This is a genomic window from Pasteuria ramosa, assembly GCF_056496785.1.
Genome location: NZ_CP143099.1, coordinates 517,018 through 544,011, shown reverse-complemented (window position 1 = coordinate 544,011; position 26,994 = coordinate 517,018). Strand labels below are relative to the sequence as shown.

At 30.5% G+C, this 26,994-nt stretch carries 26 protein-coding genes and 9 tRNA genes; 5 read left to right on the top strand and 30 right to left on the bottom strand.

Going from position 1 to position 26,994, the window contains the following annotated elements:
- Positions 1 to 106 precede the first annotated feature (106 nt).
- Complete coding sequence (locus tag VS182_RS02470; protein WP_479484931.1) at positions 107 to 610, bottom strand: DUF2614 family zinc ribbon-containing protein; 504 nt, start codon at positions 608 to 610, stop codon at positions 107 to 109.
- Between the two features lie 162 nt (positions 611 to 772).
- On the opposite strand from VS182_RS02470, the gene VS182_RS02465 reads away from it, so the two are divergent.
- Positions 773 to 1,255, top strand: coding sequence for a CBS domain-containing protein (locus VS182_RS02465; RefSeq protein ID WP_479484930.1), 483 nt, complete (start codon positions 773 to 775; stop codon positions 1,253 to 1,255).
- A gap of 65 nt (positions 1,256 to 1,320) precedes the next feature.
- On the opposite strand, the gene VS182_RS02460 is transcribed toward VS182_RS02465, so the two are convergent.
- The 8 genes from VS182_RS02460 to codY all read right to left on the bottom strand — a co-directional run bounded on the left by VS182_RS02460 (position 1,321) and on the right by codY (position 8,622).
- Complete coding sequence (locus VS182_RS02460; RefSeq protein ID WP_479484929.1) at positions 1,321 to 1,722, bottom strand: hypothetical protein; 402 nt, start codon at positions 1,720 to 1,722, stop codon at positions 1,321 to 1,323.
- A 231-nt stretch (positions 1,723 to 1,953) separates the two neighbouring features.
- Positions 1,954 to 2,229 (bottom strand): hypothetical protein, encoded by a 276-nt coding sequence (locus VS182_RS02455; RefSeq protein WP_479484928.1) that lies wholly within the window; start codon positions 2,227 to 2,229, stop codon positions 1,954 to 1,956.
- 252 nt (positions 2,230 to 2,481) lie between these two features.
- Complete coding sequence (locus tag VS182_RS02450; protein ID WP_479492703.1) at positions 2,482 to 2,778, bottom strand: cytochrome C oxidase subunit IV family protein; 297 nt, start codon at positions 2,776 to 2,778, stop codon at positions 2,482 to 2,484.
- Between the two features lie 41 nt (positions 2,779 to 2,819).
- On the bottom strand, positions 2,820 to 3,416 hold the full coding sequence (locus VS182_RS02445) for a cytochrome c oxidase subunit 3 (protein WP_479484926.1): 597 nt from the start codon (positions 3,414 to 3,416) through the stop codon (positions 2,820 to 2,822).
- A gap of 13 nt (positions 3,417 to 3,429) precedes the next feature.
- Positions 3,430 to 5,277: a cytochrome c oxidase subunit I gene (gene ctaD / locus VS182_RS02440; protein WP_479492782.1), complete on the bottom strand. Its 1,848-nt coding sequence runs from the start codon at positions 5,275 to 5,277 to the stop codon at positions 3,430 to 3,432.
- A 168-nt stretch (positions 5,278 to 5,445) separates the two neighbouring features.
- Positions 5,446 to 6,579 (bottom strand): cytochrome c oxidase subunit II, encoded by a 1,134-nt coding sequence (coxB, locus tag VS182_RS02435; protein ID WP_479488834.1) that lies wholly within the window; start codon positions 6,577 to 6,579, stop codon positions 5,446 to 5,448.
- 51 nt (positions 6,580 to 6,630) lie between these two features.
- The gene (gene cyoE / locus VS182_RS02430) at positions 6,631 to 7,563 is read right to left on the bottom strand and encodes a heme o synthase (protein ID WP_479488833.1); all 933 of its coding nucleotides are present in this window, start codon (positions 7,561 to 7,563) and stop codon (positions 6,631 to 6,633) included.
- A gap of 246 nt (positions 7,564 to 7,809) precedes the next feature.
- Positions 7,810 to 8,622 carry a GTP-sensing pleiotropic transcriptional regulator CodY gene (codY, locus tag VS182_RS02425; protein ID WP_479484923.1) on the bottom strand — a complete coding sequence of 271 codons (813 nt, stop codon included), beginning with the start codon at positions 8,620 to 8,622 and terminating at the stop codon, positions 7,810 to 7,812.
- Positions 8,623 to 10,275: 1,653 nt separating this feature from the next.
- On the opposite strand from codY, the gene VS182_RS02420 reads away from it, so the two are divergent.
- Entirely contained in the window at positions 10,276 to 11,325 is a 1,050-nt protein-coding gene (locus VS182_RS02420; RefSeq protein ID WP_479484922.1) for a mechanosensitive ion channel family protein, read from the top strand.
- Positions 11,326 to 11,461: 136 nt separating this feature from the next.
- On the opposite strand, the gene VS182_RS02415 is transcribed toward VS182_RS02420, so the two are convergent.
- Positions 11,462 to 11,623 (bottom strand): hypothetical protein, encoded by a 162-nt coding sequence (locus VS182_RS02415; RefSeq protein WP_479492702.1) that lies wholly within the window; start codon positions 11,621 to 11,623, stop codon positions 11,462 to 11,464.
- A gap of 684 nt (positions 11,624 to 12,307) precedes the next feature.
- Here VS182_RS02415 and VS182_RS02410 point away from each other — a divergent pair.
- Positions 12,308 to 12,520, top strand: a complete 213-nt coding sequence (locus VS182_RS02410) for a hypothetical protein (RefSeq protein WP_479484920.1) — start codon at positions 12,308 to 12,310, stop codon at positions 12,518 to 12,520.
- A gap of 85 nt (positions 12,521 to 12,605) precedes the next feature.
- Here VS182_RS02410 and purB read toward each other — a convergent pair whose 3' ends face one another.
- The gene (gene purB / locus VS182_RS02405) at positions 12,606 to 13,910 is read right to left on the bottom strand and encodes an adenylosuccinate lyase (RefSeq protein ID WP_479488832.1); all 1,305 of its coding nucleotides are present in this window, start codon (positions 13,908 to 13,910) and stop codon (positions 12,606 to 12,608) included.
- A 686-nt stretch (positions 13,911 to 14,596) separates the two neighbouring features.
- Between purB and VS182_RS02400 the strand changes: the two genes are divergently transcribed.
- Positions 14,597 to 15,310, top strand: a complete 714-nt coding sequence (locus tag VS182_RS02400) for a sortase domain-containing protein (protein ID WP_479484918.1) — start codon at positions 14,597 to 14,599, stop codon at positions 15,308 to 15,310.
- A gap of 1,215 nt (positions 15,311 to 16,525) precedes the next feature.
- The gene (locus tag VS182_RS02395; protein WP_479484917.1) at positions 16,526 to 17,239 is read left to right on the top strand and encodes a sortase domain-containing protein; all 714 of its coding nucleotides are present in this window, start codon (positions 16,526 to 16,528) and stop codon (positions 17,237 to 17,239) included.
- Between the two features lie 57 nt (positions 17,240 to 17,296).
- Here VS182_RS02395 and VS182_RS02390 read toward each other — a convergent pair whose 3' ends face one another.
- The 19 genes from VS182_RS02390 to VS182_RS02300 form a co-directional block, all read right to left on the bottom strand.
- Positions 17,297 to 17,617, bottom strand: coding sequence for a hypothetical protein (locus VS182_RS02390; RefSeq protein WP_479488831.1), 321 nt, complete (start codon positions 17,615 to 17,617; stop codon positions 17,297 to 17,299).
- Positions 17,618 to 17,980: 363 nt separating this feature from the next.
- On the bottom strand, positions 17,981 to 18,922 hold the full coding sequence (locus VS182_RS02385; RefSeq protein ID WP_479492701.1) for an ABC transporter substrate-binding protein: 942 nt from the start codon (positions 18,920 to 18,922) through the stop codon (positions 17,981 to 17,983).
- A 160-nt stretch (positions 18,923 to 19,082) separates the two neighbouring features.
- The gene (tatC, locus tag VS182_RS02380; protein ID WP_479488828.1) at positions 19,083 to 19,850 is read right to left on the bottom strand and encodes a twin-arginine translocase subunit TatC; all 768 of its coding nucleotides are present in this window, start codon (positions 19,848 to 19,850) and stop codon (positions 19,083 to 19,085) included.
- Positions 19,851 to 19,991: 141 nt separating this feature from the next.
- On the bottom strand, positions 19,992 to 20,600 hold the full coding sequence (locus VS182_RS02375) for a 5-formyltetrahydrofolate cyclo-ligase (RefSeq protein WP_479485124.1): 609 nt from the start codon (positions 20,598 to 20,600) through the stop codon (positions 19,992 to 19,994).
- Positions 20,600 to 21,616, bottom strand: a complete 1,017-nt coding sequence (tsaD, locus tag VS182_RS02370; RefSeq protein ID WP_479484913.1) for a tRNA (adenosine(37)-N6)-threonylcarbamoyltransferase complex transferase subunit TsaD — start codon at positions 21,614 to 21,616, stop codon at positions 20,600 to 20,602. Before tsaD ends, VS182_RS02375 begins: the two co-directional genes overlap by 1 nt.
- Positions 21,617 to 21,701: 85 nt before the next feature.
- The gene (tsaB, locus tag VS182_RS02365; RefSeq protein WP_479484912.1) at positions 21,702 to 22,364 is read right to left on the bottom strand and encodes a tRNA (adenosine(37)-N6)-threonylcarbamoyltransferase complex dimerization subunit type 1 TsaB; all 663 of its coding nucleotides are present in this window, start codon (positions 22,362 to 22,364) and stop codon (positions 21,702 to 21,704) included.
- A gap of 3 nt (positions 22,365 to 22,367) precedes the next feature.
- Positions 22,368 to 22,961, bottom strand: coding sequence for a tRNA (adenosine(37)-N6)-threonylcarbamoyltransferase complex ATPase subunit type 1 TsaE (gene tsaE, locus VS182_RS02360; protein WP_479484911.1), 594 nt, complete (start codon positions 22,959 to 22,961; stop codon positions 22,368 to 22,370).
- Positions 22,933 to 23,003 (bottom strand) — tRNA-Gly (locus VS182_RS02355). Before VS182_RS02355 ends, tsaE begins: the two co-directional genes overlap by 29 nt.
- Positions 23,004 to 23,201: 198 nt before the next feature.
- A tRNA-Leu gene (locus VS182_RS02350) sits at positions 23,202 to 23,286 on the bottom strand.
- A 12-nt stretch (positions 23,287 to 23,298) separates the two neighbouring features.
- Positions 23,299 to 23,379: transfer RNA gene (locus tag VS182_RS02345), tRNA-Leu, on the bottom strand.
- A 37-nt stretch (positions 23,380 to 23,416) separates the two neighbouring features.
- Positions 23,417 to 23,489 (bottom strand) — tRNA-Lys (locus VS182_RS02340).
- 9 nt (positions 23,490 to 23,498) lie between these two features.
- Positions 23,499 to 23,570 (bottom strand) — tRNA-Gln (locus VS182_RS02335).
- Between the two features lie 11 nt (positions 23,571 to 23,581).
- Positions 23,582 to 23,654, bottom strand: a tRNA-His gene (locus VS182_RS02330).
- A 39-nt stretch (positions 23,655 to 23,693) separates the two neighbouring features.
- Positions 23,694 to 23,766 (bottom strand) — tRNA-Val (locus tag VS182_RS02325).
- Positions 23,767 to 23,773: 7 nt separating this feature from the next.
- Positions 23,774 to 23,847: transfer RNA gene (locus tag VS182_RS02320), tRNA-Glu, on the bottom strand.
- 13 nt (positions 23,848 to 23,860) lie between these two features.
- Positions 23,861 to 23,952, bottom strand: a tRNA-Ser gene (locus VS182_RS02315).
- Between the two features lie 277 nt (positions 23,953 to 24,229).
- Positions 24,230 to 24,970: a Bax inhibitor-1 family protein gene (locus tag VS182_RS02310; RefSeq protein ID WP_479492700.1), complete on the bottom strand. Its 741-nt coding sequence runs from the start codon at positions 24,968 to 24,970 to the stop codon at positions 24,230 to 24,232.
- 245 nt (positions 24,971 to 25,215) lie between these two features.
- The gene (locus tag VS182_RS02305) at positions 25,216 to 25,557 is read right to left on the bottom strand and encodes a hypothetical protein (RefSeq protein ID WP_479484909.1); all 342 of its coding nucleotides are present in this window, start codon (positions 25,555 to 25,557) and stop codon (positions 25,216 to 25,218) included.
- A 469-nt stretch (positions 25,558 to 26,026) separates the two neighbouring features.
- Complete coding sequence (locus VS182_RS02300; protein ID WP_479484908.1) at positions 26,027 to 26,722, bottom strand: sortase; 696 nt, start codon at positions 26,720 to 26,722, stop codon at positions 26,027 to 26,029.
- Positions 26,723 to 26,994: the final 272 nt, after the last annotated feature.

Genomic DNA, 26,994 nt, shown 5'->3' with positions numbered 1-26,994 from the left:
GTAAGCAAAGTGAAGATCAAAACAGCCATATTAAAAATAGAATTAAATATAAGATTCATAAATTTAAAAATAAACATTTTGTATATAATAAACTTTAAACAAAAACTTAACCAATCCTCTTATCCCTAGGATCAAAAGACAAAGGAACCAGACATCGCCCGCAACGATCTTTAAGGCCTAAAACTTTCGTATGCGTTTTACAAGCAGGACAAAGTATATTTGGTGTCTGTAAGGATAAAGAACCAGCGAATGTATAAAGACTTAAACCCAAAGTGAGGAACAAAGCGCATAGAATCATTAAAATAATAATACCATCTTCGCCTCCCATAAGTAATCCTAAGTAACCAAATAAAACACCTGAATAAAAAGCCATTGAAGCAAAAGTGCGAATCAAGTTAAGTTTCGATGAACGATATATATTAAAAAAACTATATCCAATCATGCCTACACCCAAAAACAAACCCCCAATCCATTTTAACCATAAAACTTGATTATCACTTAAATAATTATCAAAAAAAATATTATATAACCAAAGAAAAAAAATACAAACACCACTAATGGAAAAACACGTAGAAAGTATACGCATTTTTCTCAAAAAATCATTAGTCATGATAAAATCCCCTTAATCATTATATATAAAATAAATCTAATATAATTAAAGAACGCCAAAAAGATATGGAAATATTATAAAATTACATAAGGATAAAGATTGCCATTAATAACTTATGCAATAATTAAATTAAGATAATTATCAAGAAAGGAGCATAATGCTTTGAACTCAGAAATCATAAATAAAGCAAAATCACTTTTTAATCGTGAAATTTCCGAACTCGTCATCCCTAAAGAAAAAGTTATCACTATCAAATCAGAATGGTCCCTACAAAGAGCACTACTTATCCTAACAAGAAAAGGTACAAACTCAGTACCTGTTATAAACAATAATAGACAAGTAGAAGGTCTAATCAGTAAAACAAACATTCTAGATTACACCTTAAAAAGAAGTAAAAATGAATCGATGAACTTTAGTGATTTGCAAAATCATATGGTGATTGAAGCAATCGACGCAAATTACTTTGGCATTTTACCAAATTCAATTTTTTCATTTGCATTCGAAAGTTTAATCGATCGATCATATATACCTATTATTGATATAAGAAATCAATTCTTAGGTATCTTAACAAGAAAAGTCATGATGGAAAAAGTAATAGAATACTTCCATAAAGAATATATCTCAAGCGTTGAGCAAAAGCATTAATCAAATTTTTAAAAATCTATAGTTTAGTTATGAAAAAATCAAACAATCTCAACCAATTTAAAAAATCATGAAAAAGATATCTTTCTATGTAAAAATAAACTCATTGCTTGCCAGTGTTTGATATCATTATTCTTATGTAAAATTTGCGAAAGCAAAATAATATATCTAAACCAACTAAAACATGAAAAAACACTAAAAGGCATTGTAAAATCTTCTTTATAGGCAGATTTAATCAAACTATATAAATCATAAATATTAACATCGCCATTATCAATTAAGGGACCAAATTCTCGCCAAAAAGCTAACAACCTTCGTTTATAAATGCTATTCTCATATCGTAAAAAATCAGATGAACTAAGTCTCATCTGGAAAGTTATACCCCATCTAGGGGATGTTATCCCCTTAGATGGATGATCTGAAAAAAAAATATCGGAGGACAACTTATGATCTTTTTGAAATAAAACCATTAACAAATCCCCTTTAATAGGCATTAAATAAAATATAAAATATATCAAGAGAGAAAATAAACAAGATAATATATCTTACCATTAAAAAATCTCAATTCAATATTATCACATTTAACCTAAGGTATAAAAAATAAGCGAATTTTCTTTTGAACTCCCTCGATCTTAGTAAAGGAAGGATAGTTATAATCATATTATTATATGATTATAAAATAAGATATAATAAGAAATATCTCAGGAACAAACAATCATTCGATATCTAGATGTAGACTTAAATGAAACTTTAGATAATTCCATTTTATAACCCAAACAATCTATCTCATGCTGAATAAAGGAATATAATAAAATCAAATCTTTCAAATTACCCTCAATAATTGTTTCTTCATTATTAATTTTATATACTAAGCCTGCTTTTTCCATAATATGAGGCGCCGATGAAATATATCTATCCATACCATAAGTATCAATTTTAGGGGAAATTTTGATACCGATTTCAGCTGTTGTTATCATAATATTAAACCTCCTGATATTTATAAAATTTTAAAAAAATTTTATAAAAATTATATTTTTAATATATAATCTCATTAATCATTAGCCTCAAATCTATTATATAAAATACATAGCGAATTGTCCAATAATTCAGATCAATATTTTATAATATAATTTTTTAAAAATATACTAAAAATTAAATCAAAATAAATGTAAAAAATCTTGATAAATGCTAAAAATAAAACAACCAACCAAAAGGTTGATTGTTTTAAATTACGGGGCTAAAAGACCTCCAACAGAAACTACAGAAATAACAATCCCGGTATACATAAAAATATTATAAAAAAGAGCTCCTCTTTCTCCCATATGCATGAAAGTATAAAATTGCAATAAAACCTGAATTAAAGCCAGGGTAAACAAAATTATCCAAAGAGGCGTCCCTGCAAGCGAAGGCTTTGTAGCTGCATAGAAAGATAAAGAAGTTAAAACGATCATTAGAAAAAAACCCATGATAATCTTCGGAATATCGTTATGTGGTTTAACATCAGAAGTTTGTTTTTTAGAAATCATTAAGCTCACCCTTCTAAAATTATGCTTTTCAAAGCTATCCTCTACATTTGAGCCTTCCCTATAAGGTAAACAATTGTAAAGATAAACACCCATACAACATCTAATAAATGAACATATAGGCAAGAAACAAAAACTTTAGGACCTGTTTCTTTGTTAAGACCACTTCGTTTAAGTTGGATCATGATACATATCAACCAACATAAACCAAACAAAACATGAGCACCATGTGTACCGACAAGAGCATAAAAAGCTGAGCCAAAAGCACTACTAACCATCGTATGTCCCTGTTGTACATAATGCCAAAATTCATAAATCTCCAGCAAAAGAAAAGAAAAACAAAATAAAAACGTTATCATTAACCAGCGCATAACAGCACTAGCTTGACCTCTACGCATAGATGATATAGCCAAAGCGCTGGTTAAACTACTTGTAAGCAATAATAATGTAGCAATAGCCACAAGATTAAGATCAAATAACTCATATGGCTCAATTAAACCTAAAGTATTACGCCTTAAAGCCATATAAGTGCCAAATAAGCAAGCAAAAAGAACTGTTTCTGCTGATAAAAACAACCAAAATCCTAAAAGTTTGTTTTTGGCATCAGCAGTACTCGATTCCCAATGTTGTATAGCTTTCAAAAAATCAACCCCCTTATTGCTTGGTCTTGGATGGGTCAATATAGTAACCAGGATCATGTTGAAAAGATCTCATAATCATACAAACAATAACACCGACCAAACCCAGAATACCAGCTGAAAAATCAACAACATTAGGTGGATCAGGATAATTATTACCAGCAACAAAACCAAAACCAGCAATCAAGAAAAAGAGCGCCATTAGCGGAGATAGGTAATTAGAAGATGGCATATGAATTGGACCAACGGGATGTGCTGATATCATCTTACCATTACCATCCGTTTTTTCTTTCCAAAGCGGATCAAGATCTCTAACTTTAGGTAAAGTTAAAAAATTATATTCCGGCGGCGGAGATGAAATAGACCATTCTAAAGTCCGGCCATCCCAAGGATCAGCAACAGCTTTTTTGCCTTTAAAATGCACATATAAAATATTGATAACAAAAATCAATGTGCCAAAAGCCATCAAAAAAGCACCAGCAGTACTGAGGAGATTAAGTGTATCTAAACTTGAACCGCCCATATACGTATAATAACGTCTCGGCATACCGAACATACCCATAAAATGTTGAGGAAAAAATGTTAAATGCAAACCAATCAAAAACGACCAAAAATGCAATTTGCCCAATGTCTCATTCAGTAAACGACCAAACATCTTCGGCCACCAATAATATGAAGCAGCAAATATCCCTACTACTGTTCCTCCAACGAGTGTGTAATGAAAGTGAGCAATGAGAAAATAGCTGTCATGATACTGATAATCGGCAGGAGGCAATGAAACCATAACCCCTGTCATACCACCAATAACAAATGTGGGAACAAAGCTAACACAAAATAACATAGCTGTTGTTAAACGAATTTGCCCACCCCACATGGTAAACAACCAGTTAAACACTTTAATACCAGTAGGTATAGAAATAGCCATAGTGGCCAATGCAAAAAAGGTATTTGTCATGGGATCTAACCCGATTGTATACATATGATGTGCCCATACCATGAATCCTAAAAAACCAATAACCAAGGTCGCAAAAACCATTGACGTATATCCAAAGATCCTTTTTTTAGCGAAATTACTGAAAATATCTGCCATAAGACCAAAGGCTGGCAAAATAACAATATATACTTCAGGATGACCAAAAATCCAGAACAGATGGGCCCAAATCACAGAACTTCCTCCCATAACATGATCAAAGAAATTGGCTCCAAATAGCCGATCAAAAGAGAGCAATAAAAGGGCTGCAGTTAAAGCAGGCAAAGCAAACAAGATAAGCACACTAGCAACAAAACTCGTCCATGTGAACATAGGCATACGCAGAAAATTCATCCCAGGAGTACGCATATTAATAATAGTAGCAACGATATTTAGACCACCGATAAGAGTACCAATACCCGAAATTTGTAATCCTAGAACATAGTAATCAACACCCGAACCGGGACTATATTCATTCAAAGCCATCGTTACATAAGAAGTCCAACCAACTGCAGGAGAACCTCCAAACAACCAACCTGTATTGATAACGATACCTCCGGCTAAAAATAACCAAAAACCCAGAGAATTTAAAAAAGGAAAAGCCACATCCCTAGCACCAATCTGCAAGGGTATAATATAGTTCATAAACCCAAACAATATCGGCATCGCAGCTAAGAAAATCATTGTAACACCATGCATCGTCATAATTTGATTATATATATCACCTACAAAAAACTTTAAATCAGGCGCTGATAGCTGGATACGAATTAATAAAGCCTCCAAACCACCAATAACAAAAAAGAAAAGCCCCGATAAAAAATAAAGAATACCAATTTTTTTATGATCTACTGTGGTTAGCCAATCCCATGCTTTAGAATTACGAACCCTTATCATAAAGCGGCCATTATAACCTCCGCTAAACAGGGCTGCCAAAAACATTACAGAAACTAACACAATCATAAAATAACTCAAAATCAGCCCTCCCCGTCAACTAATAAATACAAGTAGATGCGATGAAAGATCTACATCATCTCATCGCATCTATAAAAAATCTTACATATCTCACTCTTTAAAATTATCTAAACCAGTCTTTTGACAGAAATTTGTTAAGTATTTCCACAATTTTTCCTTTTCATCAACATTCAGTTGATTGAATTTAGGCATCAAAATTCCCGGCTTAAAGGAAACTGGGTTCTCAAGTAAATAGAAGAATAAATCTTTCTTTGTTAAAGAATGTTTTTGAGCATCAGTTAACCCATTAATTTTAATTGAACCATTCAAAATACCTTTAATATCACGACCTGCAATTGTACTGCGTGCACAGAAATTAGTCATATCAGGGGCATTATCACCATTGTGACATAAAGCGCAATTTTTATTAAATAAATTTACATCACTACCTTTTACATCGCCTGAATATTTATCTAACTGCTTAGATACAACATCAGCATCGTTCATATTCTTGAGCCATTTCTTAAATTCATCCGATTCATGAACATATACTTTAAAGTTCATCAAAGTATGCCCAGAACCACAATGCTCGGCACAACGCCCAGCAAATTCACCTGTACGATTTGGCGTCAAAGTTAAAACATTATCCACACCCGGAACGAGATCTTTCTTGCCACCTAAATGGACAACCCAGAAAGAATGCATCACATCGGTCGATTTTAACCTCAATTCTACAGGAGCATTAACAGGAAGATGTAACTCTTGTGAAGTCCTTATACCATAATCAGGATATTCAAAACTCCACCAAAATTTATTAGCAACAACATTTACGACTACCTTATCCGGGCTATGTACTCGCTCCTCCAGCAGGAAAGTATTTTTAACCGTAGGAACAGCTAGAAACACTAAAATAAATATGGGTATGGTAGTCCATAAAATCTCTAACTTAACATTATCGTCCTTTGTGAAAATCGTTTTAGGAGCAGATCGACCCGGACGATAGCGGAAACGGATTAAGACGTAAAAATACAAACTCATAACAACCGCAAAAACACCTAGCATAACAAAAAAACTGGTTTTAACAAGATCTAGCTGCATCTCACCTACATTACTTGCAGGATTAAAAATACTCATGTTCTCTTCACCGCTACAACCATAAAGAAGGAACAGAAGAAAAATAGATATCGAACCTAAATAAAAAAATTTACCACCAAATCTACGGCCTAAAAGGCGCAAAAAATTCACCTCACCTTCCATCCCAAAAAATACTTTTCAACAGTAAATTATCAACAAAATTTAAACAAAAATCCTATCTAAAATCCAAAATAACAAAATACCGACTAAATAAACCAGTGAGGCAAAAAACATATAGCGAGACCAAGTAGTTATATGTTTTGCAAATTTTTGAAAAGCCAAAACAATATAACTAAAACCTAATAAAATAACACCAGATAGATAAATCAAACTAGCTTGAGTAATAACAAATGGCAAAAACGACGCCGATACAAGCAGAAGAACCCAAATCCTAATACGCCTTGCAGTAAAATGAACACCCCTGACCACGGGTAACATTTTAAAATCAGAGCGACGATAATCATCTATATAGTATATAGATAATGCAAAAAAATGAGGTGGTTGCCATAAAAATAAGATTAAAAACAAACAACATACCACCTGAAGAGAAACATTTGGCGCAGCCAAAGCACCCATTAAAGGCGGAACTGCACCAGATAAACCACCTACCCAAGTATTGGCTGTACTAGTTCTCTTCAATAAAGCAGTATAAACAAACACATATATCAAAAAGCCTAACAGACCTACACCAGCAATTTCAATACCTTGTGTCCAAAACAAAACCACCAAACCAGCTAAAACTAAAAATAATCCATAGAACCAAGCAATGGAAATTTTAAATCTTTCCATAGCCAAAACACGAAGCTTAGTTCTGATCATTAATCTATCCGCATCACGATCATAAATATTATTCAGAACACAACTTCCGCCTATAAGTAAAGATAAACCAAGACCTAACCATAACATAACAGCCCAATCAAAATCTGACACGCCAGAGGCAATGAAATAGGACATCCACGCAACTAAGACATTGCTGTAAATCATATTCGGCTTACTTAATTCCGCTAAATCATACCATATAGGACGAGGAATATGAACTGCAGTTTGTTCGATAGAAGCCGTCTCTGATACCGACTGTTGTACCGTTTTACCCATAAAGGTCTTGATCACCCTCTCAAACGCTAAAAAATCTTCTATAAACACAGATAAATACGACAAGCAAAAAATACCTCATCCCAATTATATCTACCCATTTAACAGCATTCAACAAAACAAAGAAAAATAAGAACCATATTTAGTAAAAAGAACCAAAAACTAAATCACCTCAGATATCAGCAAATTAATACAAATAGAAAAAAATGGGATAATTTTAAATAATCAATTAAAAATAAAAAGCAAATTTTAATAGCGCGCTCTTTCTAAAGCTGGAATCAATTTAGGATTAAGTATCTTTATATATGTACCCTTCATGCCTAACGAGCGAGATTCCACCACACCTGCACTCTCTAGTTTACGCAAAGCATTAACGATAACAGAACGCGTAATACCCACCCTATCTGCCACTTTACTAGCCACCAATAACCCTTCTTTACAACCTTCGCGATCTGTTTCTTTACGCTGTCTATTATCTAACTCATTAAAAATATGTTCAGCAGCCTCTAGCTCACTAAAAGAAAGCGAATTAATAGCTAACTGCACAACAGCTCTACTACGCGCTTCTTCCTCCACACGACCTGCGCGTTCTCGTAAAATTTCCATACCTACAACAGTAGATCCGTACTCCGCTAAAATCAAATCACCTTCCTTAAAGGGTTCACCCAATCTAGCGAACACTAAAGTACCTAAACGATCACCGCCCCCTATAACAGGTACAATTGTCGTATAACCATCATGAAAAATCTCAACCATCTCTACAGGATAAGCTGTGTAAGGACTATCGATCTTTAAATTAGATAAAGTTTTATCAGCTTCCATCAACATTTTTGCATACTCATCCGGAAACTTTCGTGTTTGTAAATACATGCGCATCCGTTCACTTGTAAATTCATGATGAATAGCAAGACCCAACAAAATACCATCTTGATTTACAACATAAATATTAGCAGATATGACATCACATAAAGCATGAGCCACCTCATCTAAATCCACCAAATGATTACCAACATTTTTTTGCAATATCCTAGATATACAACGTGTTTTACCGAGCAAATCCATAAAAACAATTCCTCCTCAAAGTATTAAATCAAATATCCAAAATTTTAAAAATTATTTTTAATAAATAGATAAAAAGAAATTAACAGTTTTTTTGACAACTTGGTATGTTTAGATAAAAAAACAAAACAACTAAAACGAATAGTCCTTATTGACTGAAAAAACATCGCAAGAAAATCAAAAATAAAAAATGCTTACTACCACTGTATCGCCAAAAGGACAAAGAGTTAAAACCGCTAACCTTCAGAATTTTAAAGACGACTTATAATAATCTTACAACGAAACCCCAGAATCACATATACATAAAAACAATTTAAATGAAAAAGATAAATTGAATAGAAAGAACAAAAATAACTAAAAATACGTTAATTATGCAAATATAATAAATAGTTCCAAAATTAAACAGTAGTCAAATAATTGGAATTAATACAAACATTTGACCCCAAAAATATAATCTGACTCACCATAACAAAATTAATATCAATAAGCTAAAAGAAAAAATAAAAGAGTGCTTACAAAAATAAAAAATTGAGAAAAAAAAGAAAACATTAAAACCAATATACTAAACGCTAATTTTCTATAAAAAAATCAAACCATTTTCTATAAAAAAATCAAAACATATAAAAACATAAAAATAATTATTTAAACAATAAAGGTACAAAATAATTTAAAAATCAAAACCAACGATAACAAATTATAAAACCAAAAATATAAAAAAACAAACATATAAAAAGCGAATTAAATAAAAAATAAAAATACATAATATAAAAATAAATAACCAAATAAAAACAAAATATAGAGGTAAAAATAAAATTAAAAAAAGAAATCCATAATCCAAATATTGTTATATAAAATAAGAGAAAAACAAAAATTAACCAGGGCCCTTGCCCTAATATAGTCAATAGCTAAAAAATAAATAAAAAGATCAATAAAAAATTTTTGATAAAAATATACAAATAAAATTATACTTAAAAACTCCAAAAAAACAAACTCTAGCTAAAATGAAAATAAAACCAACGAATAACTAGTATAAATTAACAAAATTCATTATATCACAAAAATGTTTGTAATATTATCTATAATATTACTTTTGATATCGAAATACCCAATATAAAAAATCATATAACAGTTAACTACGAAAACAAAAACATGCAATTTGATCTTTATCAAAATATGCCTGAAACAAAATCTCAAGCCTATAACGCAATTATTTATATTATATAATTATTCGGAATTTAACATAGACAATCAACAAAACGAAGACAAGGTCAAACAATCAATTCATAATCATAATGAATAAAAAATGACCTCGACCTCTCAATATTAAAATTAAAAATATTATGTCTAAAAAAATCAATACATAGACCTGTAAAATATTTGCACATGATAACAAAGAATCATAATTTATACAACAAGTAAGATAATAAAAATCTTATTTTATTTTTTATGTAACTAAACAAAATAAGTTGACTTAAATGTTAAAATGATTAACATATCATTACATATGTAGGATATCCCTAACTCTTTGCATGCGAATACAAGAAATATAAAAAGTGATTAAAATTAGTATTTTCTTAAAATTAAACCCTATAAATAGTATTAATATAAATAGGTATTAAGAATACAAAAATCAAAACTTAAAAAGGAAACTGATAATTGAATATTAAAAATCCAAATCCTTCTGTTCCCAGTATATCACAAACAGAATCAGGATACTACAATACCTCTACCAAAGAAAAAGCAAATTTTGACACATGGATAAATAAAATAACAAATTTAGCCCAAAATATCTGGGAAAATCCTATTGAATATCTAATAATACCATTCATTAAGATTTTTTTTATTATCCTAAGTACAATATTAATCTTAAGAATTATTAATCGGCTAATTGACCACGCCTTCAGTATAACACATATTATAGGTGCTAAGGCAGTTACCATGCGAAAACTATTCAAATCAATTGCTCGCTACACTATATATTTTATATCCGCATTAACTTTATTAGCAAATCTTGGCCTAGATCCATTACCAATATTGGCAAGTGTGAGTTTCATTGGTTTAGCTATAGGTATAGGAGCTCAAAATTTGGTAAAAGATATAATAAATGGTTTTTTTATAATATTCGAAGGACAATTAGAAGTAAATGATAATGTTTTAATTAATAATCAAATCTCTGGTACTGTAGAGGAAATAGGTCTAAGAATTACAAAAATACGCGAATTTAATCAACGTCTTCATTACATAGCAAACGGAAGTATAACTCAAATAACAAACTCAACACGCGAAAAAATGCGAGCAATGGTTTCTATTAATATTTTAGCATCAACTAATTTAGAAGTGGTTAAAAAAGCCCTGGAAGAAGCTGCTGAAGAAGTGAAAACAAACTTCGGTGAATGGATCTTAGAAAAACCTGAGGTTCTTGGCGTAACTAAGGTAGATACAAATGGTGTTCAAGTAACTATAGCTGTTCTAACAGTCCCTGAAAGAGTATGGAAAATAGAATGCCGCTTAAGAGAAGCATCTATTTCGGCATTACAAAAATATAAAGTTTACTGGATAACACAAGCCGTACGAAATCCAGAAGAACCACCATCTTCGACTAGCAACACCTTATCAATAGGTCGCGCAAATAATGAATCTCCAAAAATTAAAGAAAATCCAAATCCAAAACCCTCAAACCTTATAAATCAAGAATCCAAAGATTAATTATTAAGTAATTAAGTAATTAAGTCATTAAGTAATTAAGTAAAATAAGCAACAAAATAACCACCTCTTTATACATATAAACAAAATGTATAAAAAGAGGTGGTTATTTTTATTTAATACCAAATAATAAAAATAACTAAATATATAAATCCTTAAAATAATATAAAAAACAAATAAACAAACAAGATAACGCAGCCCAAAGCACAGTCAACTTAAGATCGCGATTCATAATCTGATTAAAGTTCAATGTTTTGTTGTTCATCTTATTATGATCACTTAAGTTAATTGGTTTAACCATTATAATCCCTCCGTAAATATGAGCTTACTCAATCCCAAGATTAATGCATATCAAGAAAATAAAAAATAATTACAATCCATTCATATATGAACAATTTATATTATAAATGAATCCAAAAACAAAAAATTATTTTTTTATTAAAAAATGTCATTATTAAGTATAAAACTTGATTAATAAATTTATATCAATATAATATATATTAATAAATAATAATATCTATTAATAAATAATACTAATATATTTTTTAAAAAATAATCGATTTTTGTCGAACCGTAATAAAAATCATTTCAAAAAAATTTATCATTCCTCGTTTTTCGACAAAAACACAACTCATATCTATTACTTGAATATATATTTAACTTTTTATATAATACTTTTCAAAAGGGTAATCGATTATAAAAGTATAAAAAAAATCAATATTATATTATAAAATGAATAAAAAGCATTAAATTAACCTTATTATCAAGTATAATCCGAAAAAATTACAAAAAAATCAAAAGTTGATTTATGTATTTAAATACACAAATAAGCAGGCTTGATGTAACTTTGTGTCGAAAAAGGGTATGAAGTTTTTATTTAAATAAAATTTCAATACCAAACTTAAGTTTATGATATAATGAGGTGGCCTAGCGAACATATGATCGGTAGACGTGCCGTCTCTTTTAATGGAGGAGTGTGCTACAAATGACCCTTAGTGATATCGAACGCGAAACCGTGATTCAATTTGATGAATCCACAAATATGGCCACGGTATATACGGCCAGTTATACCGTGGCAAGAAGATTAAAAAAAGCGGGCTACCAACCCGTAAAACGCAGTCAAGGTGGCTGGTGGTTCAGTATACCCATTCAGGTTATACCTTTTGCAAGCGAACCTGAAGCAAGCCAAATTGGTTGAAAAGAGTTAATAATGATATGCCAATGATTAAACTAAACATATTAAGGATTAACTAATAAACAAAAACCAAAAAAATTATAAATATTTAATTGGTAAATAAACCAGCTTTCACAAAAAGTTTATCCATATGCTTCAAATGTTCTTTAATATCAAAACAAGCTTCCCTTTCGCTTTCTGTCAGAGTACGCCGGATATCGTCATTTTCTTCAACCAATAATCGAAATGGAGCTTGCCTCTCTCTAGAACATTTAGATAAAGATCTTACCAAATTATATGCCTTAATACGAGACCAACCTTTACGGATCAATGCTAATAAAAGATTATGCGAAAATGGCTCTCCGTTAGCATCAAAAAGACGCTGAGCCATTTTAGTTTCATTTATAACTAAATTTTTAAGGATATCCGTGAAACGGCTCAAAATATAATCAAGCAACTGTGTAGCATCAGGCATAATAATACGTTCGACAGATGAATGAGAAATATCACGTTCATGCCATAAAACCATATTTTCATAAGCAGGTGCAATATAACTCCTCATCATACGGGCTAATCCACATAAATTCTCACAACCAATAGGATTTCGCTTATGAGGCATAGCGGAAGAACCGGTTTGATCTCTACCAAAAGATTCCGCCATTTCATCTACTTCAGATCTTTGTAAATGACGAATTTCTGTTGCAAAAGTTTCGATTGAAGTAGCAATCAAAGCTAAGTTAGCAATATATTGTGCATACCTATCACGAGTAATCGTTTGGGTTACTAAAGAAGCTGGTTGTAAACCTAATTTATGGCATACATACAACTCAACGGAAGGATCTATGGTAGAATATGTACCCACTGCTCCAGATAATTTACCAACCTCTACTTCTTGAGCAGATTGCTCGAATCGATCTACATGGCGCATAATTTCAGCATACCAACGAGCAAACTTCCATCCTAAGGTTACCGGTTCAGCATACATACCATGAGTTCTACCTAAAGTAATCGTTTCACGATAAGTTAAAGCTAAATGGCGCAATACTTTTAGCAGTTCCTTCATATCCTGAAGTAAATATTTATTAGCTTGCTTGAGAAAATATCCCAAGGAAGTATCAACTAAATCCGTAGATGTAAGCCCATAATGCAACCACTTAGCTGATTCTTCTGAAACTGTTTCAGATACCGACCATAGAAAAGCAACGACATCATGGTGGGTTTTATTTTCCCAAACACGCATGCTGTCCTTATCTATCTTAGCCTTGGTTTTTAATTCACATAACACCTCAGGAGGCACAACCATATTTTCAACCAAAGCTTCACATACCAAAATTTCAACTTTCAACCAAATCTCTAAGCGATACTCCTCACTCCAGAGTTCGCTCATTTTGGTACTTACATAACGGGGAAGCAATTATACATCTCTCCTATCTAAATAATCATAAAAAACATTATATTAATAAAAAAAGAACAAAAGTATTATATCAAAATATTGTATTTAAATATTATACTCAAACATTATATTAATAAAAAACATAAAAAATACATCAAATAAAAATAATTAAGAGGCAAATCATAACCATCTAAATTCATAATATATTTTATTACAATAGAATATAATAGAATATAATGTAATGTATTGTTTCTTAATTTAAACAAAAAAATAAAATATCAAAAATTAACACCAACAATCACCTTTTCATTATATAACATTTAAAAACAATCCAAAATATCATCCAACTTTTTATTAATTAAAATATCACAATTTCTTTACAAAAAGTCAAATAGTCCTTATAATAAATATTAATATTGTATTTTTGGATGCTATTAAAACATATTATGAAAAATGCTAATTTAAATAGATTTAAAGTTTTAAAAATTAAAATTTACATCGATAAAATAATTTTTATAAAAATTATTTTATTCACATAGATTGAGGTGTTTTTTAACACAAAAAATAATAAAATTAAACAAAAATAAATAAAATTTAAATTAATTTAATCATATAAACTAAAAATTTTTATTCATGCCTAAATATAAATTTATATTAAACAAACCATAAAAAAATGAGAAATAATGATTGAGAGGGCGTGAATATGAATGTTGAAATTATTAGAAAAAATTATTTGGTTGATTTGTATAGCCGCATTAGGTTTTGCAGGCTATTACGGATATACATGGTGGTATGAAAGCACAAGTTCAGTCAGTGATTATCAGCGGGCATTGGATGGAAAAGAAGTAGATGAAGTGACAAAAGAAGCTATCGAAACCGGTGTTATAATCAAAAAAGAAAAATTAGATAAAGTTAAATTAAATCCTAAATCTGAACGAGAAAACAAAAATCCAAAAAAATGCGAAAAAATATTTGAACTCTATTCATGGCAATTAAAAAAAGTCTTCCCTGTGTTTTATGCTCCCAATCTTCAATCAGAAGATGCCTGTCTCAAAAAAGGAGCTTCACTAATTCATAGAAATGGTATGGCTGCTTATCCGGGCGAAGAAGGCGTTGTAGTAATATCTGGTCATAGAGATACAACTTTTAGAGATTTTAAAAATATAAAAAAAGGTTACACATTCACATTATATGACAAAAAAACTCAATGGCATTTTCAAATAACCAATCATAGAACCAAACCTAAAGATGCCTCAAAACTAATAGATCCCTTACCAAAACCAGGTGAATTCCGCTTTGAACTTTCTACTTGTTTCCCATTTGAATTTACAGGCGATGCTCCCTACAGACGACACTATAGATCTCAATTAACTGGTGTAACCAAAAATCCAGAAAAATGGAAATGGGTTCATAAAATTTAACAATAAATATAGAGATAATAAAAATAATTTAAACATAAATTTATTATGTTTAAATTATTTTTTTATTGCTGAAATTAGCTTTAATCTAAAATATTGTTCTAAGATTTAGGAAAAATCTAATAAAATTAAGAAAAATATAAAAAGCATGTTTTTTTTGAATCCATGGACTTGGGATTAAACTTCAATGCATGGTGTATTTAAGAATAAATATCTAAAGTAAATTGATTGAGATATTACTTAATTACTTGTTGATAAATAACACGGTTGATTTTTACTTTATAAATAAAAAGAAGTATTTTTAAATTTTATATCAAAACTGTTTTTTAAAAATCACGAAAATACATAAAATTTTTTTATTATGATTAAGATGATTTATAAATCAAATTTATGCCTTCGCCAAGAGTAGTCTTTTCCTTTTTTCAGGTGCATATATTGATATAACAAATTGATATATAAAATGATCAGCAAGTAAAATTGTTGGAAAAAGAGTGTCTATAAACTTATTTTCTGAGCTTGTCCAAAAACCTATGTAACAGCGAGTTGCAAAACCTAATGGAAAACACTAAAGGCTTATAATAACGGCTATTTTGGGTTTTGAATTACCTCACGACTAATTAGATATTTAACGTTTCTGGACAAGTCCTCTCTATAATACATAATAATTATATCTATCTTCTTCTTAGAATTAATAGCCAATGAAAAAAGCTTTTTTTTGTTAAAAACATTATCATCAATTACAACAAAAATTTATTGGTTATTTTTCTTAACTTATATCTGACTTTTTTCATAAAATGGATGCACAATTCTATTTAGGAATTTTGCATTCTATCTGCCATTTGCAAGCATATCATTGAGACTCCTTCTATTACAAAAGCTTTCTGCCAATGTACCTGTAAAAACATCAGATACCATCCCATTGAATATATGTACCATATTATTAACAACAGGTTTAGAAAAATAAAATAATAACTTCAATTTTTTAAAACATTTGCCCAAGCACTCTTTTTATGGTAAATTTTTTGTATTAGACATTCTCGTTTCTCATATGTGTGAGTTTATACCTATATCTTACACAGAAGGGAAATTTATGTCTATTTTTATACCTGTTTTCCTCCCTAAAATCTAATTTGCAATTTTTGACTTTATTTTCCTGTAATTACAGTTAATTAAATAATAATTAGCAATAAAAAAACAGCAATTAAAAGGAGCATAATGTTGAAATTATTAGAAAAAATAATTTGGTTAATTTGTATATCAGGATTTGGTATATCTGCCTACTATGGGTATACATGGTGGTACGAAAGCACAAGTTCGTTAAGTGAATATCAAAGATCATTAAACGAAAAAGATGTAAATAATGTAACTCAAGAAGCTATCGAAACAGGCATAGTAATTAAAAAAGAAAAACTAGATAAAATGAAATTAAATCCTAAATCTGAAAGAGAAAACAAAAAACCGAAAAAATGCGAAAAAATATTTGAACTTTATTCATGGCAATTAAAAAAGGTATTCCCTGTGTTTTATGCACCAAATCTTCCATCAGAAGAGGGATGCCTAAAGAAAGGCGCTTCGCTTATACATAGAAGTGGTGCAACTGCGTATCCAGGAGAAGAAGGTGTTGTTGTCATATCAGGTCATCGAGATACAACATTTAGAAATTTTAAAGACGTTAAACCAGGTCACATGTTCACATTATATGATAAAAAAACTCAATGGCATTTCCAAATCACCGGCCACAGAACACAAGCACGAGAAAAGTCTAAGTTAGTAGACCCAAAACCTAAACCTGGCGAATTCAGATTTGAACTTTCTACATGTTTTCCTTTTCAATTCACAGGTGATGCGCCATATAGAAGACACTATAAATCTCAATTAACAGATGTGACCAAAAATCCAGCAAAATGGCCATGGATTCATAATAAAAGTTAATAATAAAGCTTTTGAAAATAATTCAAACACACCCCTCAGAGAGAGTGTGTGTTTGAATTATTTTTTATTATGTTTACCATTACCGTTGTTGTTATCAACATTATTTTTATCGTTACCATTATTACCCATATGAGCCGAAGGAGACTGTGCTAAAGGAATTGTTGAGCACAAATTGATATTATCACTAACATCACCTTTAACCCATTTTTTAATTTTAGAACCTAATTCACAACTAACTTTATTATCATATGAACATCCACAAAGAAAGGCATACCATCTTCTACGACAGCTTGGCGAGCAAATCCATATTAAAACTAAAAAACCTAAAATAATAGTACTAGCCATAGAACAACCCTTGTTATGTCGAAAACTTATCATAAACATATTAACCCCCTAAAAATATTGATAAAAAAAATTAATCTAAAAGATGATCTGCTCTCAGATTAATTTTTCTCTCAACTTATATTATACACATTAATTTAATATATAATCTTAAAGGAAATATATTATTTTTAAAAAAAATAATATTAAATTATTTTGTATAAAATTAAACAATTATGCATAAATAGCGGATTTGTCATACTAAAATATCGCATATAAAAATATATTAATTTTTGCCATAATATGTAATAGAACTAAAATGTAAAAATATCATAAGATATAAAAATATAAACAAGTTTTTAAGATATATATTTGTAGAAAACATAAATGATCTCAAAATTATCTTTTTAATTTATATTATCATTCATCTTTAATCAAAAAATAATTAGTAAAAACATCTTTAGCCTTAATATGATGATCAATCAACTTTTTATCCTGCATCCAAGATATAATAGCCTCCCAGCGCTTAATATCCTGAAAACCCCAATAATCCGCTTGACCAATATATAAAGGTTTTAAAAATTGCTGACTATGTTGAACTAACGTTTCATCCAGCATAGGATGTTCCTTTATCAGCATGTCACCTGCTTTTTCAGGATTAGATATAGCAAATTCATAACCTTTTTTTATAGCCAACATAAATTTTTTATATAAATCAGGTTTCTTCTTTAATTCTTCATCATTGGCAATCAAAATAGGTGTGTAATAAGAAAATACAGGATCTACTTCACGCATAACAAAAACTTTAAAATCATCACCTTTTAGCTTAGACTGAACACCTTGCCATCCTGAGTATACCCAAACTATATCTGCAACATTCCGCTTTAAAAGAGCTAATGCATCTAAAGAATCTGTATTAATCTTCTTTAAATCTGCATCGCCACATTTTTCCATAATGATATTTTGTAAAATATACCATTCTAAAACAGAACCATAACTACCATAGCGCTTCCCTACAAGATCACAAAGCGTATTAACATCATTTTTAACAGCTAACCCATGTAAATTATCCTGCACTACCGCGCTTAAAGATATCAATGGTAATTTTTGATTCTTAGCAAATAAAAAACTCTCTGTATGACTAAAAGCTATCTCAGCCTTTTTATCAGCCACTAAGGTTTCTGCAGGAATACCACTATGGGAATTTAATATTTCAACATCCAGACCAACATCTTTAAAAAAACCCATTTCCTTAGCAACAAACAGCCCTGTATGATGAGTATTAGCTTCCCAATCTAGAGTTATACGGAATAAATGCCCTTCACTATCTCCAACTTGATCTTTGTCAGAAAAACAACCCAAACAAAAAAACAATAGCATTATAATCACAAAGAACATAAAAAAAATATAGAACATTTTATTAAAAAATTTTTTATCAAACCATACTTTATAAAAAACAGTTCTATATTTAACAAACCTAAATAGTTTGTCCAAAAACAAATCCATTTTATTCAAACATCCTTTAAACTGATCTCTTCTCCAACCAAGTTAAAAACAAAATACTTATTTCATATAAAAAGATTAGTGGAATAATTACAATAATATTTCCTACTAAAACATCTGGTGATAAATAAGCGGCAATAACAACTAAGGCTAAGTAAGAAAACCGACGGGAACGCCTTAATTGTAACGATGTTATTAAATTTAGTTTTCCTAAAAAAAGGACAAGCGCAGGTAATTCAAAAATCCATCCAGTAGCTAATACTATGGTTAAAAAAGTATCTAAAGAATATCCTAATTCATACGTTTGTTGTAGATTAATATCTGAATTAAAGGAAAATATGAACTCTCTAATAAAAGGGAATAAAACAAATGATCCAAAAATACATCCTAATATAAATAATACAATAATAACAGGCAACCAAATCAAAATTAAAAATCTTTCTCTGTTTTTAAAACCAGGAGACGCAAAGCGCCATAAATTATATAAAAGCACAGGCATGGTTATCAAAAGAGCGAACAAAAAATTTAATTTTATACTCATTTGAAAAGGACTAAGAGGATTAATCGCAAAAAGCTGATATCCCTCATAAGCAAAATTGACCATATAACTTATAACACCTTTAGGAAAAACCAAAAAACATGTTATGAAAATTAAAATAAAAGTTACCACAACAATAGCTAAACGATTACGTAATTCTTTGATATGATCTACCCAAGGTTGTACATATGTTTTCTCTTTAGAAACTAAAAATTCTTCTGATGATAAACCTTTATTATTATAATCCATTTTATATTATCCTCTGTATATTTTATCATTAGAACATCTTAATTAAGAAAAAAATAATATGAAAAATTAATATCATATAAAAAAAGAAACAATATAATTAATCTATAAAAAATAATAGAATAATAATATATTAAAAAATAACTAATAAAAACCATCCGGCGTAAGTATAATATCAACAGGTATATCATGATCTTCAATCGGTAGTTCTTCAAATAAGAATTCCTTATAAACGATACCTATAATTAAAGTTTTATTTTTTATATCGATAACAGAATCTACATATTTATCATCACACTTCATATGATCCGAATTACATAGTAATCGATCATAAAAACCCCCTCCATAACCTAAACGATATCCTCGCTTATCAAAAGCTAGACCAGGTATAAACATCAAATCACATTCTGAGATTGAAATAACAAAACCATTCAGTGGTTCTAAAATATTAAAAGAACCCCTTCTGCAATTATCCCAATCAACAACTCTATAAAATAAAATATCCTGTCCAACAATGCGTGGTAGAAAAACATTCTTTTTATTTAACCAAGTATAATGAATAGCTGTATTTAAAGATAATTCATTATTGACAGATGAATAGAATAAGATATTTTTAGCACACAAAAAATATCTCCATTTATATAAAATTGAAAAAATTCGTATTGAAGATTGCTGACAAAAAGACCTTGTAAATCCCAAACGTTGCTTTAAAATCTTTTTTCGTAAATAGTTTTTCAAATCATTCTTCAGCATCATATATAATCATCCACAAAACTCCTTTGAGATGATGGGACAAGATCTAAAGAAGCTTTAATACCATTGCGATAAATATAAGTACCGGCTGAAGCTATCATCGCTGCATTATCAGTACATAAATGCGGAGGAGGGAAAGTAACATCTATGCCTTTAAGATAACATTGTTCTTCCATTTGCGAGCGCAAAAAACTATTTGCAGCTACACCCCCAACAACAAGTAACCGTTGTGCTTTAATATCATCAACAGCTCTCATGGTTTTCGAAACTAAAACATCTACCACAGCTGACTGAAACCCAGCAGCAATATCTTGCTTATCAATATTAGATGAATCCTTTTTAAACAAAAGTTGCCAAACAGCCGTTTTTAAACCACTAAAACTAAAATGATAAGGTGTTTGAGGCAACATAGCACGGGGAAAACAATATGGATTTTTACTGTTAAGAGCCAATTTCTCTAATGGCGGCCCCCCAGGATATGGTAGCCCTAACATACGCGCCACTTTATCAAAGGCTTCCCCTGCAGCATCATCGCGTGTTTTGCCTAAACGTTTAATCAAGCCATGTTTATGCATAACTAACAATTCTGTATGCCCCCCAGATACCACAAGCGCAACCAAGGGAAAAGTAAGCTCTTTAACTAAATGAGCCGCATAAATATGACCTAAAATATGATTAACAGGCACCAAAGGTAATTCATAAACTAGCGATAATGTTTTAGCCACCATAACACCAATAAGCAAAGACCCAATCAAACCCGGACCATCCGTTACAGCAATAGCATGCATATCTTGCGGCAATAGCTTAGTTTGATCAAAAACTTTTTGTAACGCCGGTATAATCTGTTCCACATGTAAACGAGAAGCAACTTCGGGAATAACTCCTCCTTCTTTACTATGATGAATAGCCTGGGATATAACTTCATTTGCTAAAATCTCCTTACCATCACGAATAATAGCTACAGCAGTATCATCACAACTCGTCTCAATGCCTAATAATATTATATTTTCAGACAAAAAAATCATCCTTCACAAAATAAACATAAAGATATATAAAAAAATAAATAAAAAGTTTGGAAAATCTTAAATATATCATAAAACACTATAATGTCCTGGAAATTGGTGAACTTAGATAAAAAGGAGCTGAACAATCATCTATCGATGGTAAACATGTCAACTTTTTAGCTGCAAGATAAGCTAAATTAGCAGCACGTGGATGACGAACCATATACATCATTCTATCACGATCACAAAGGTTAGCAAAAAATTCTTCCATAGGAGAAAGACCGATTAATAATACCTTACCCTCCGACGCAAAAAACTTTTCCGTTTCTGCCACTAAACAAGGTGGTGTGATTTCATAAAATTCATCATGTTCAAACCGATAAGCAGCAGTATATAAATACCCCTTACGAGCAGCTAATAAAGGAAAAATCGTACCTGAAAAAAAATTAGCTTCATTAGCTAGCATCGCTAATGTAGAAAAACCATATAAGGGCAATTTATGTGTAAAAGAAAGCGTTTTAGCCACCATATAACCAATTCTAATCCCAGTATAAGAACCTGGACCTAAACCAACAACAATAGCTTTGAAATCATCAATTTTCAAATGGTTTTTTTGCAAAACTTTTGATAATAAAGGTACCAAAAGCGTAGCATGTTCTCTAGGTGCATACATATTGATATCGTCCAAGATACAGCCTGTCTCTGTATCATAAATCGCTAAAGTAAGATAAGAGGAAGAAGTATCCATAGCTAAAATCAAAACCTAACCCTCCTCAAAAAAAATGTTTCGACCAAACAAATTAATAACACGTTCGCCATTTGAAGATATAGTCATATCTAAAAAATATGTATGATCAGGTAACCAAGAAATTAAATTCATAGCCCATTCTATAACACATATACCAGCTCCTTCAATCATCTCTGCATATAAATCACCTTCTTGAGCATCATTGCTTATCCTATAAGCATCTATATGATAAAGTGTCAAACGACCCCCATTATACACTTTTGCTGAAACAAAAGAAGGGCTATCTACATCTTCTTCAATACCTAATCCAATAGCTACCCCTTTAACCAAAGTTGTTTTACCAACACCAAAAGGTCCACATAAAGCTAGTACATCACCTGGACCAAAAAAACGCGCAAAAGATGCGCCTAGCTTTTGCATCAAAAAATCATCTTTAATAGTCCAACTTTGTCTAAGAGGTCCAAAATTATCCTTAATAATTTGACTTTTTTTATCTAATAGTATATTTATCACCCCGTCTAAAAATACAAAAACAAGCATGCACCATCCATGAGATGGTAACATACTTATAAAGTTTAAAAGCGGGTGAAGGGAATCGAACCCTCGCATTCGGCTTGGAAGGCCGATGTTCTACCACTGAACTACACCCGCACATAAATATTATCTTTGAAATAATTAACTGAAATGTTCTGATACCTTATTATATGCAGAGAACTTAAAATCAGAACCACATTTTCTAAATTTTTTTAAAAAAATTTTTAAATCGCTGTCTCAATTAACTGAAATGTTCTGATACCTTATCATATGCAGAGAACTTAAAATCAGAACCACATTTTTAAAAAAAATAAATGCGGTCGGCGAGACTCGAACTCGCACAGCCACAAAGGCCACTACCCCCTCAAGATAGCGTGTCTACCGATTCCACCACGACCGCTAACAAGGAAAGTGCGGGTGAAGGGACTCGAACCCCCACGCCGGAGGCGCTAGATCCTAAGTCTAGTGCGTCTACCAATTCCGCCACACCCGCATATATTAAAAAAAAAACTAAAAATATGAAAAAAACATGAGCCATGAAGGACTCGAACCTTCGACCCTCTGATTAAAAGTCAGATGCTCTACCAACTGAGCTAATGGCTCTCGTAAACACTGAGGAGGGAGGGATTGAACCTCCGTATCACGGGATCAAAACCCGTTGCCTTACCACTTGGCTACTCCCCAACAAATACCAGGGCGATCGAAGGGAATTGAACCCTCGAATGCCGGATCCACAATCCGGTGCGTTAACCACTTCGCCACGACCGCCTTATTAAATTAACATAAACCACAAACTAACAAAAACAATGGACAGTGACGGGATCGAACCGCCGACCCCCTGCTTGTAAGGCAGGTGCTCTCCCAGCTGAGCTAACCGTCCATAAAAATGACCCGTAGGGGGTTCGAACCCCTGCATGCCAGCGTGAAAGGCTGGTGTGTTAAACCACTTCACCAACGGGCCAAAATAAATCCACTGGCGGAGAGAGAGGGATTCGAACCCTCGCGGGGTTTAAAACCCCCTAACGGTTTAGCAAACCGTCCTCTTCAGCCTCTTGAGTACCTCTCCTTACTCAACTCTAGAATAAGGAATATAAACAAAAGTAAAATCAACTAAGCAACATGTAATATTGTAACAAGATATGATGGAGTTTGCAAGTGTCTGGAGAAAATAATTATCAAAATTTAAAAATTGCCGCTATCAAGCCAAAAACATAAAATAAAAACTAAAAGGGTCACTCGCATGAAAGATCTTATTAATAATATATCCATGCAAGAACCCTAGTACTACAAACAATTTAAAAAAAATTTTGAATAACTCATTTTATTTTATAAAAAGAAAAAAATCAATCTCGAAGATATAAAATACGAAGTACGCTACGGAAAATAATGATAAAGTTCAAATAAAACATAAATGCACCCAATATAGCTAATCGTTCAAGATCTCTAGAATTGTTACCAGCTTTCTTAGATAAAATACGCAAAAACTGCAAATCCGAAGAAATGGCTATACAAGATAGTATGATTAGACCATAACTGACCAACAAAATCAAACCCGACATCCGAAAAATAAAGAGGCCAAAAATCGTTACAAGCAACATACCGCCAAAAGCCATCCCAAGAAATAATCTAAAACGGTTCGTAGCTAAGTTAATTTTTGTTAAATAACCGATAAGAGCAAATAAACCAAACATCGAAGCTGAAATAAAAAAAGCAAGCCCAACTTGAAAAGGTTCGATAAATAGAACTAAAGGTAACATAAATAAACCCTCAATGGCCGCAAAAAGCAAAAACAAAAAAACAGATATCGTAGGGGAAAATCTACTACTTCTAACTATAAATGATAAGGCTAAAGAAATAATAAAGTTAGTTATACCTAAAATCAAAATAAAAGCCATTCCGTGTTCAAAATATAATTCTTTAAAATCAAGAATTATATCTGGCTGACTCCCAATAAAATAGATAATAATAGCAGTCATAGATAAACCTACAAACATCCAAGCAAAAGCCTTACGCAATAAGATATTTGAAGACTCAGAATCCGACACAACGACAGGTTCTGATACACGTGGAGTAAATATTTTCATAAAAAACTATCACCCATTTATATAACAAATTATATTTTGATTTATACACAAATAAATCAAAATATATAAAAATTTATAATAAATAAATTTATTAAATAGGATAAAAAAACCATAAATTCAAAAATAATAAATGCAAACTTAAAAATAAAATATACTTGTATACTAAAGAAACAAGTAATTTATATACAACATTATAAGACAAAAGATATGCGTTTAGCAACCTAAATAAAAACTATTTTTAATAACTAATTATAAAAAAACTGTGTTTCTAATTTATGTTTTGTTTGATCTGTACCCAATTTATATAATAAATTATAAACATTATTCAAAGCATCATCAGATTTTTTGGCTTGGGCATATAAAAAATCATCTTGAATCAAAGGTACACAAGCAATTTTGAATGTATCATTATCTTCCAAATCAATTTGATGAAGTAAATTTTCTAATTCACTAATTTCAACTTCAGTAGCCTCGATTTGAAATCCGACTTGATCATCAGGATTATCAATTGATGTTTGATCATTATTAGTAATAATACTTATAGATTTCATACCTCGAGAAAAATCTAATTTATATTTTTTTTTCATAATTAAAAAATTATCCCCTTTCATAAATAAAAAAATTATAAAATGAAAATATAAGCTTAATATTTTTGGGATTTATTTAAAATGAAAATATAAATAAAAAAATCCCAAAATACATCCCAAAAATAAAATAACAAAACTTACATTTTTCATTAAAAACAAAACATTTTTTCTAAGATAAATTTATGCCAAAAATCATTTTATTATACTCTATTTATATTTTTACAAATTAAAAAATAAAAAATAAGATATAAAATAAAAAAATTAATTCAAAATTAATTATAACAGCATCCTGATAAAAACATCCTGATAATAGAACTTGTCCAGAAATATTAATATAGCCGATTAGTAATGGTGTAATTTAAACACAAAAATAGCCATTATAATAGATTTTTGTGCATTAAATTAAATTCTTAAACACTATTTAAAATAGATTATTGGACAAGCTCATAAAATAATTAAAATTTATATACTAAAATTTCCAATATTCATCCCATTCATCATCAGGAATATCCCTAACTTCTATCAAAGGACCACACATTAAATACCTTTTTGGAGCATTGCCAATAAAAGAAAAAGGATAACAAGTGGTTAAGCAAAGTTCATGATCTGGAGAAGACCTAACTTCTGAAGTAGCATTTTTGTCAACTATTTTACTATATTCAAATTTATATATAAAAAACTTATTTGGTTTCTTTATAAATGTAACGAAAAATTTATCTCCAATTTCCAATAACCTGGCGATACGAAAATTAGTATCACGATGACCAGAAATAATACACCTACCTAATTCACCGGGATAAGCTAAAATATCTTTATCCATCATTCCCAAACCTTTAGAAAGACAACGTTCTGATGTACCCCAAACATAACGAACACGCTTTCCTAGTTTTGGAAAAAAAATAAATCCTGCATATTCACATTCTTTCAAATCTAAATCAATTAAATTAAAATCCTTTTCTGTGGATGGATCAACTAATTGGTCATTTTTTTGGTAATCATTATCTCGCAAAATATATTCAAGCCCCTGATTTTTTGTACTAAGATTTTTATTCAATAAATCAGGCATATCTTCCATCTGGCTACTTTGATCATAAAATTTATAACTGAAATATAAGGAAAAGCATAGTCCTATAAAAATTAGCAGCCAAGCCAACCGCTCAATCAATAAGACCAGCTCCCCATCCTATAAAAATAACTAATTCTAAGTTTTATATTTATAACTGGTTAGAAAAAAGAATCCCAATCAACATACTATAAATACTAAATAATATTATGTTAAAAAATCATTTAATGAAGTTAAATCAATTTCTATTAGCAACGATATAAATTGTTTATGTTATAATTAGTATTAAGTATTCTCAGAAAAACAAAAATAATTCTATGAATAAATACTGACAAATGCAAAATTAAAAATATAAAATTAAAATACGTATAAAA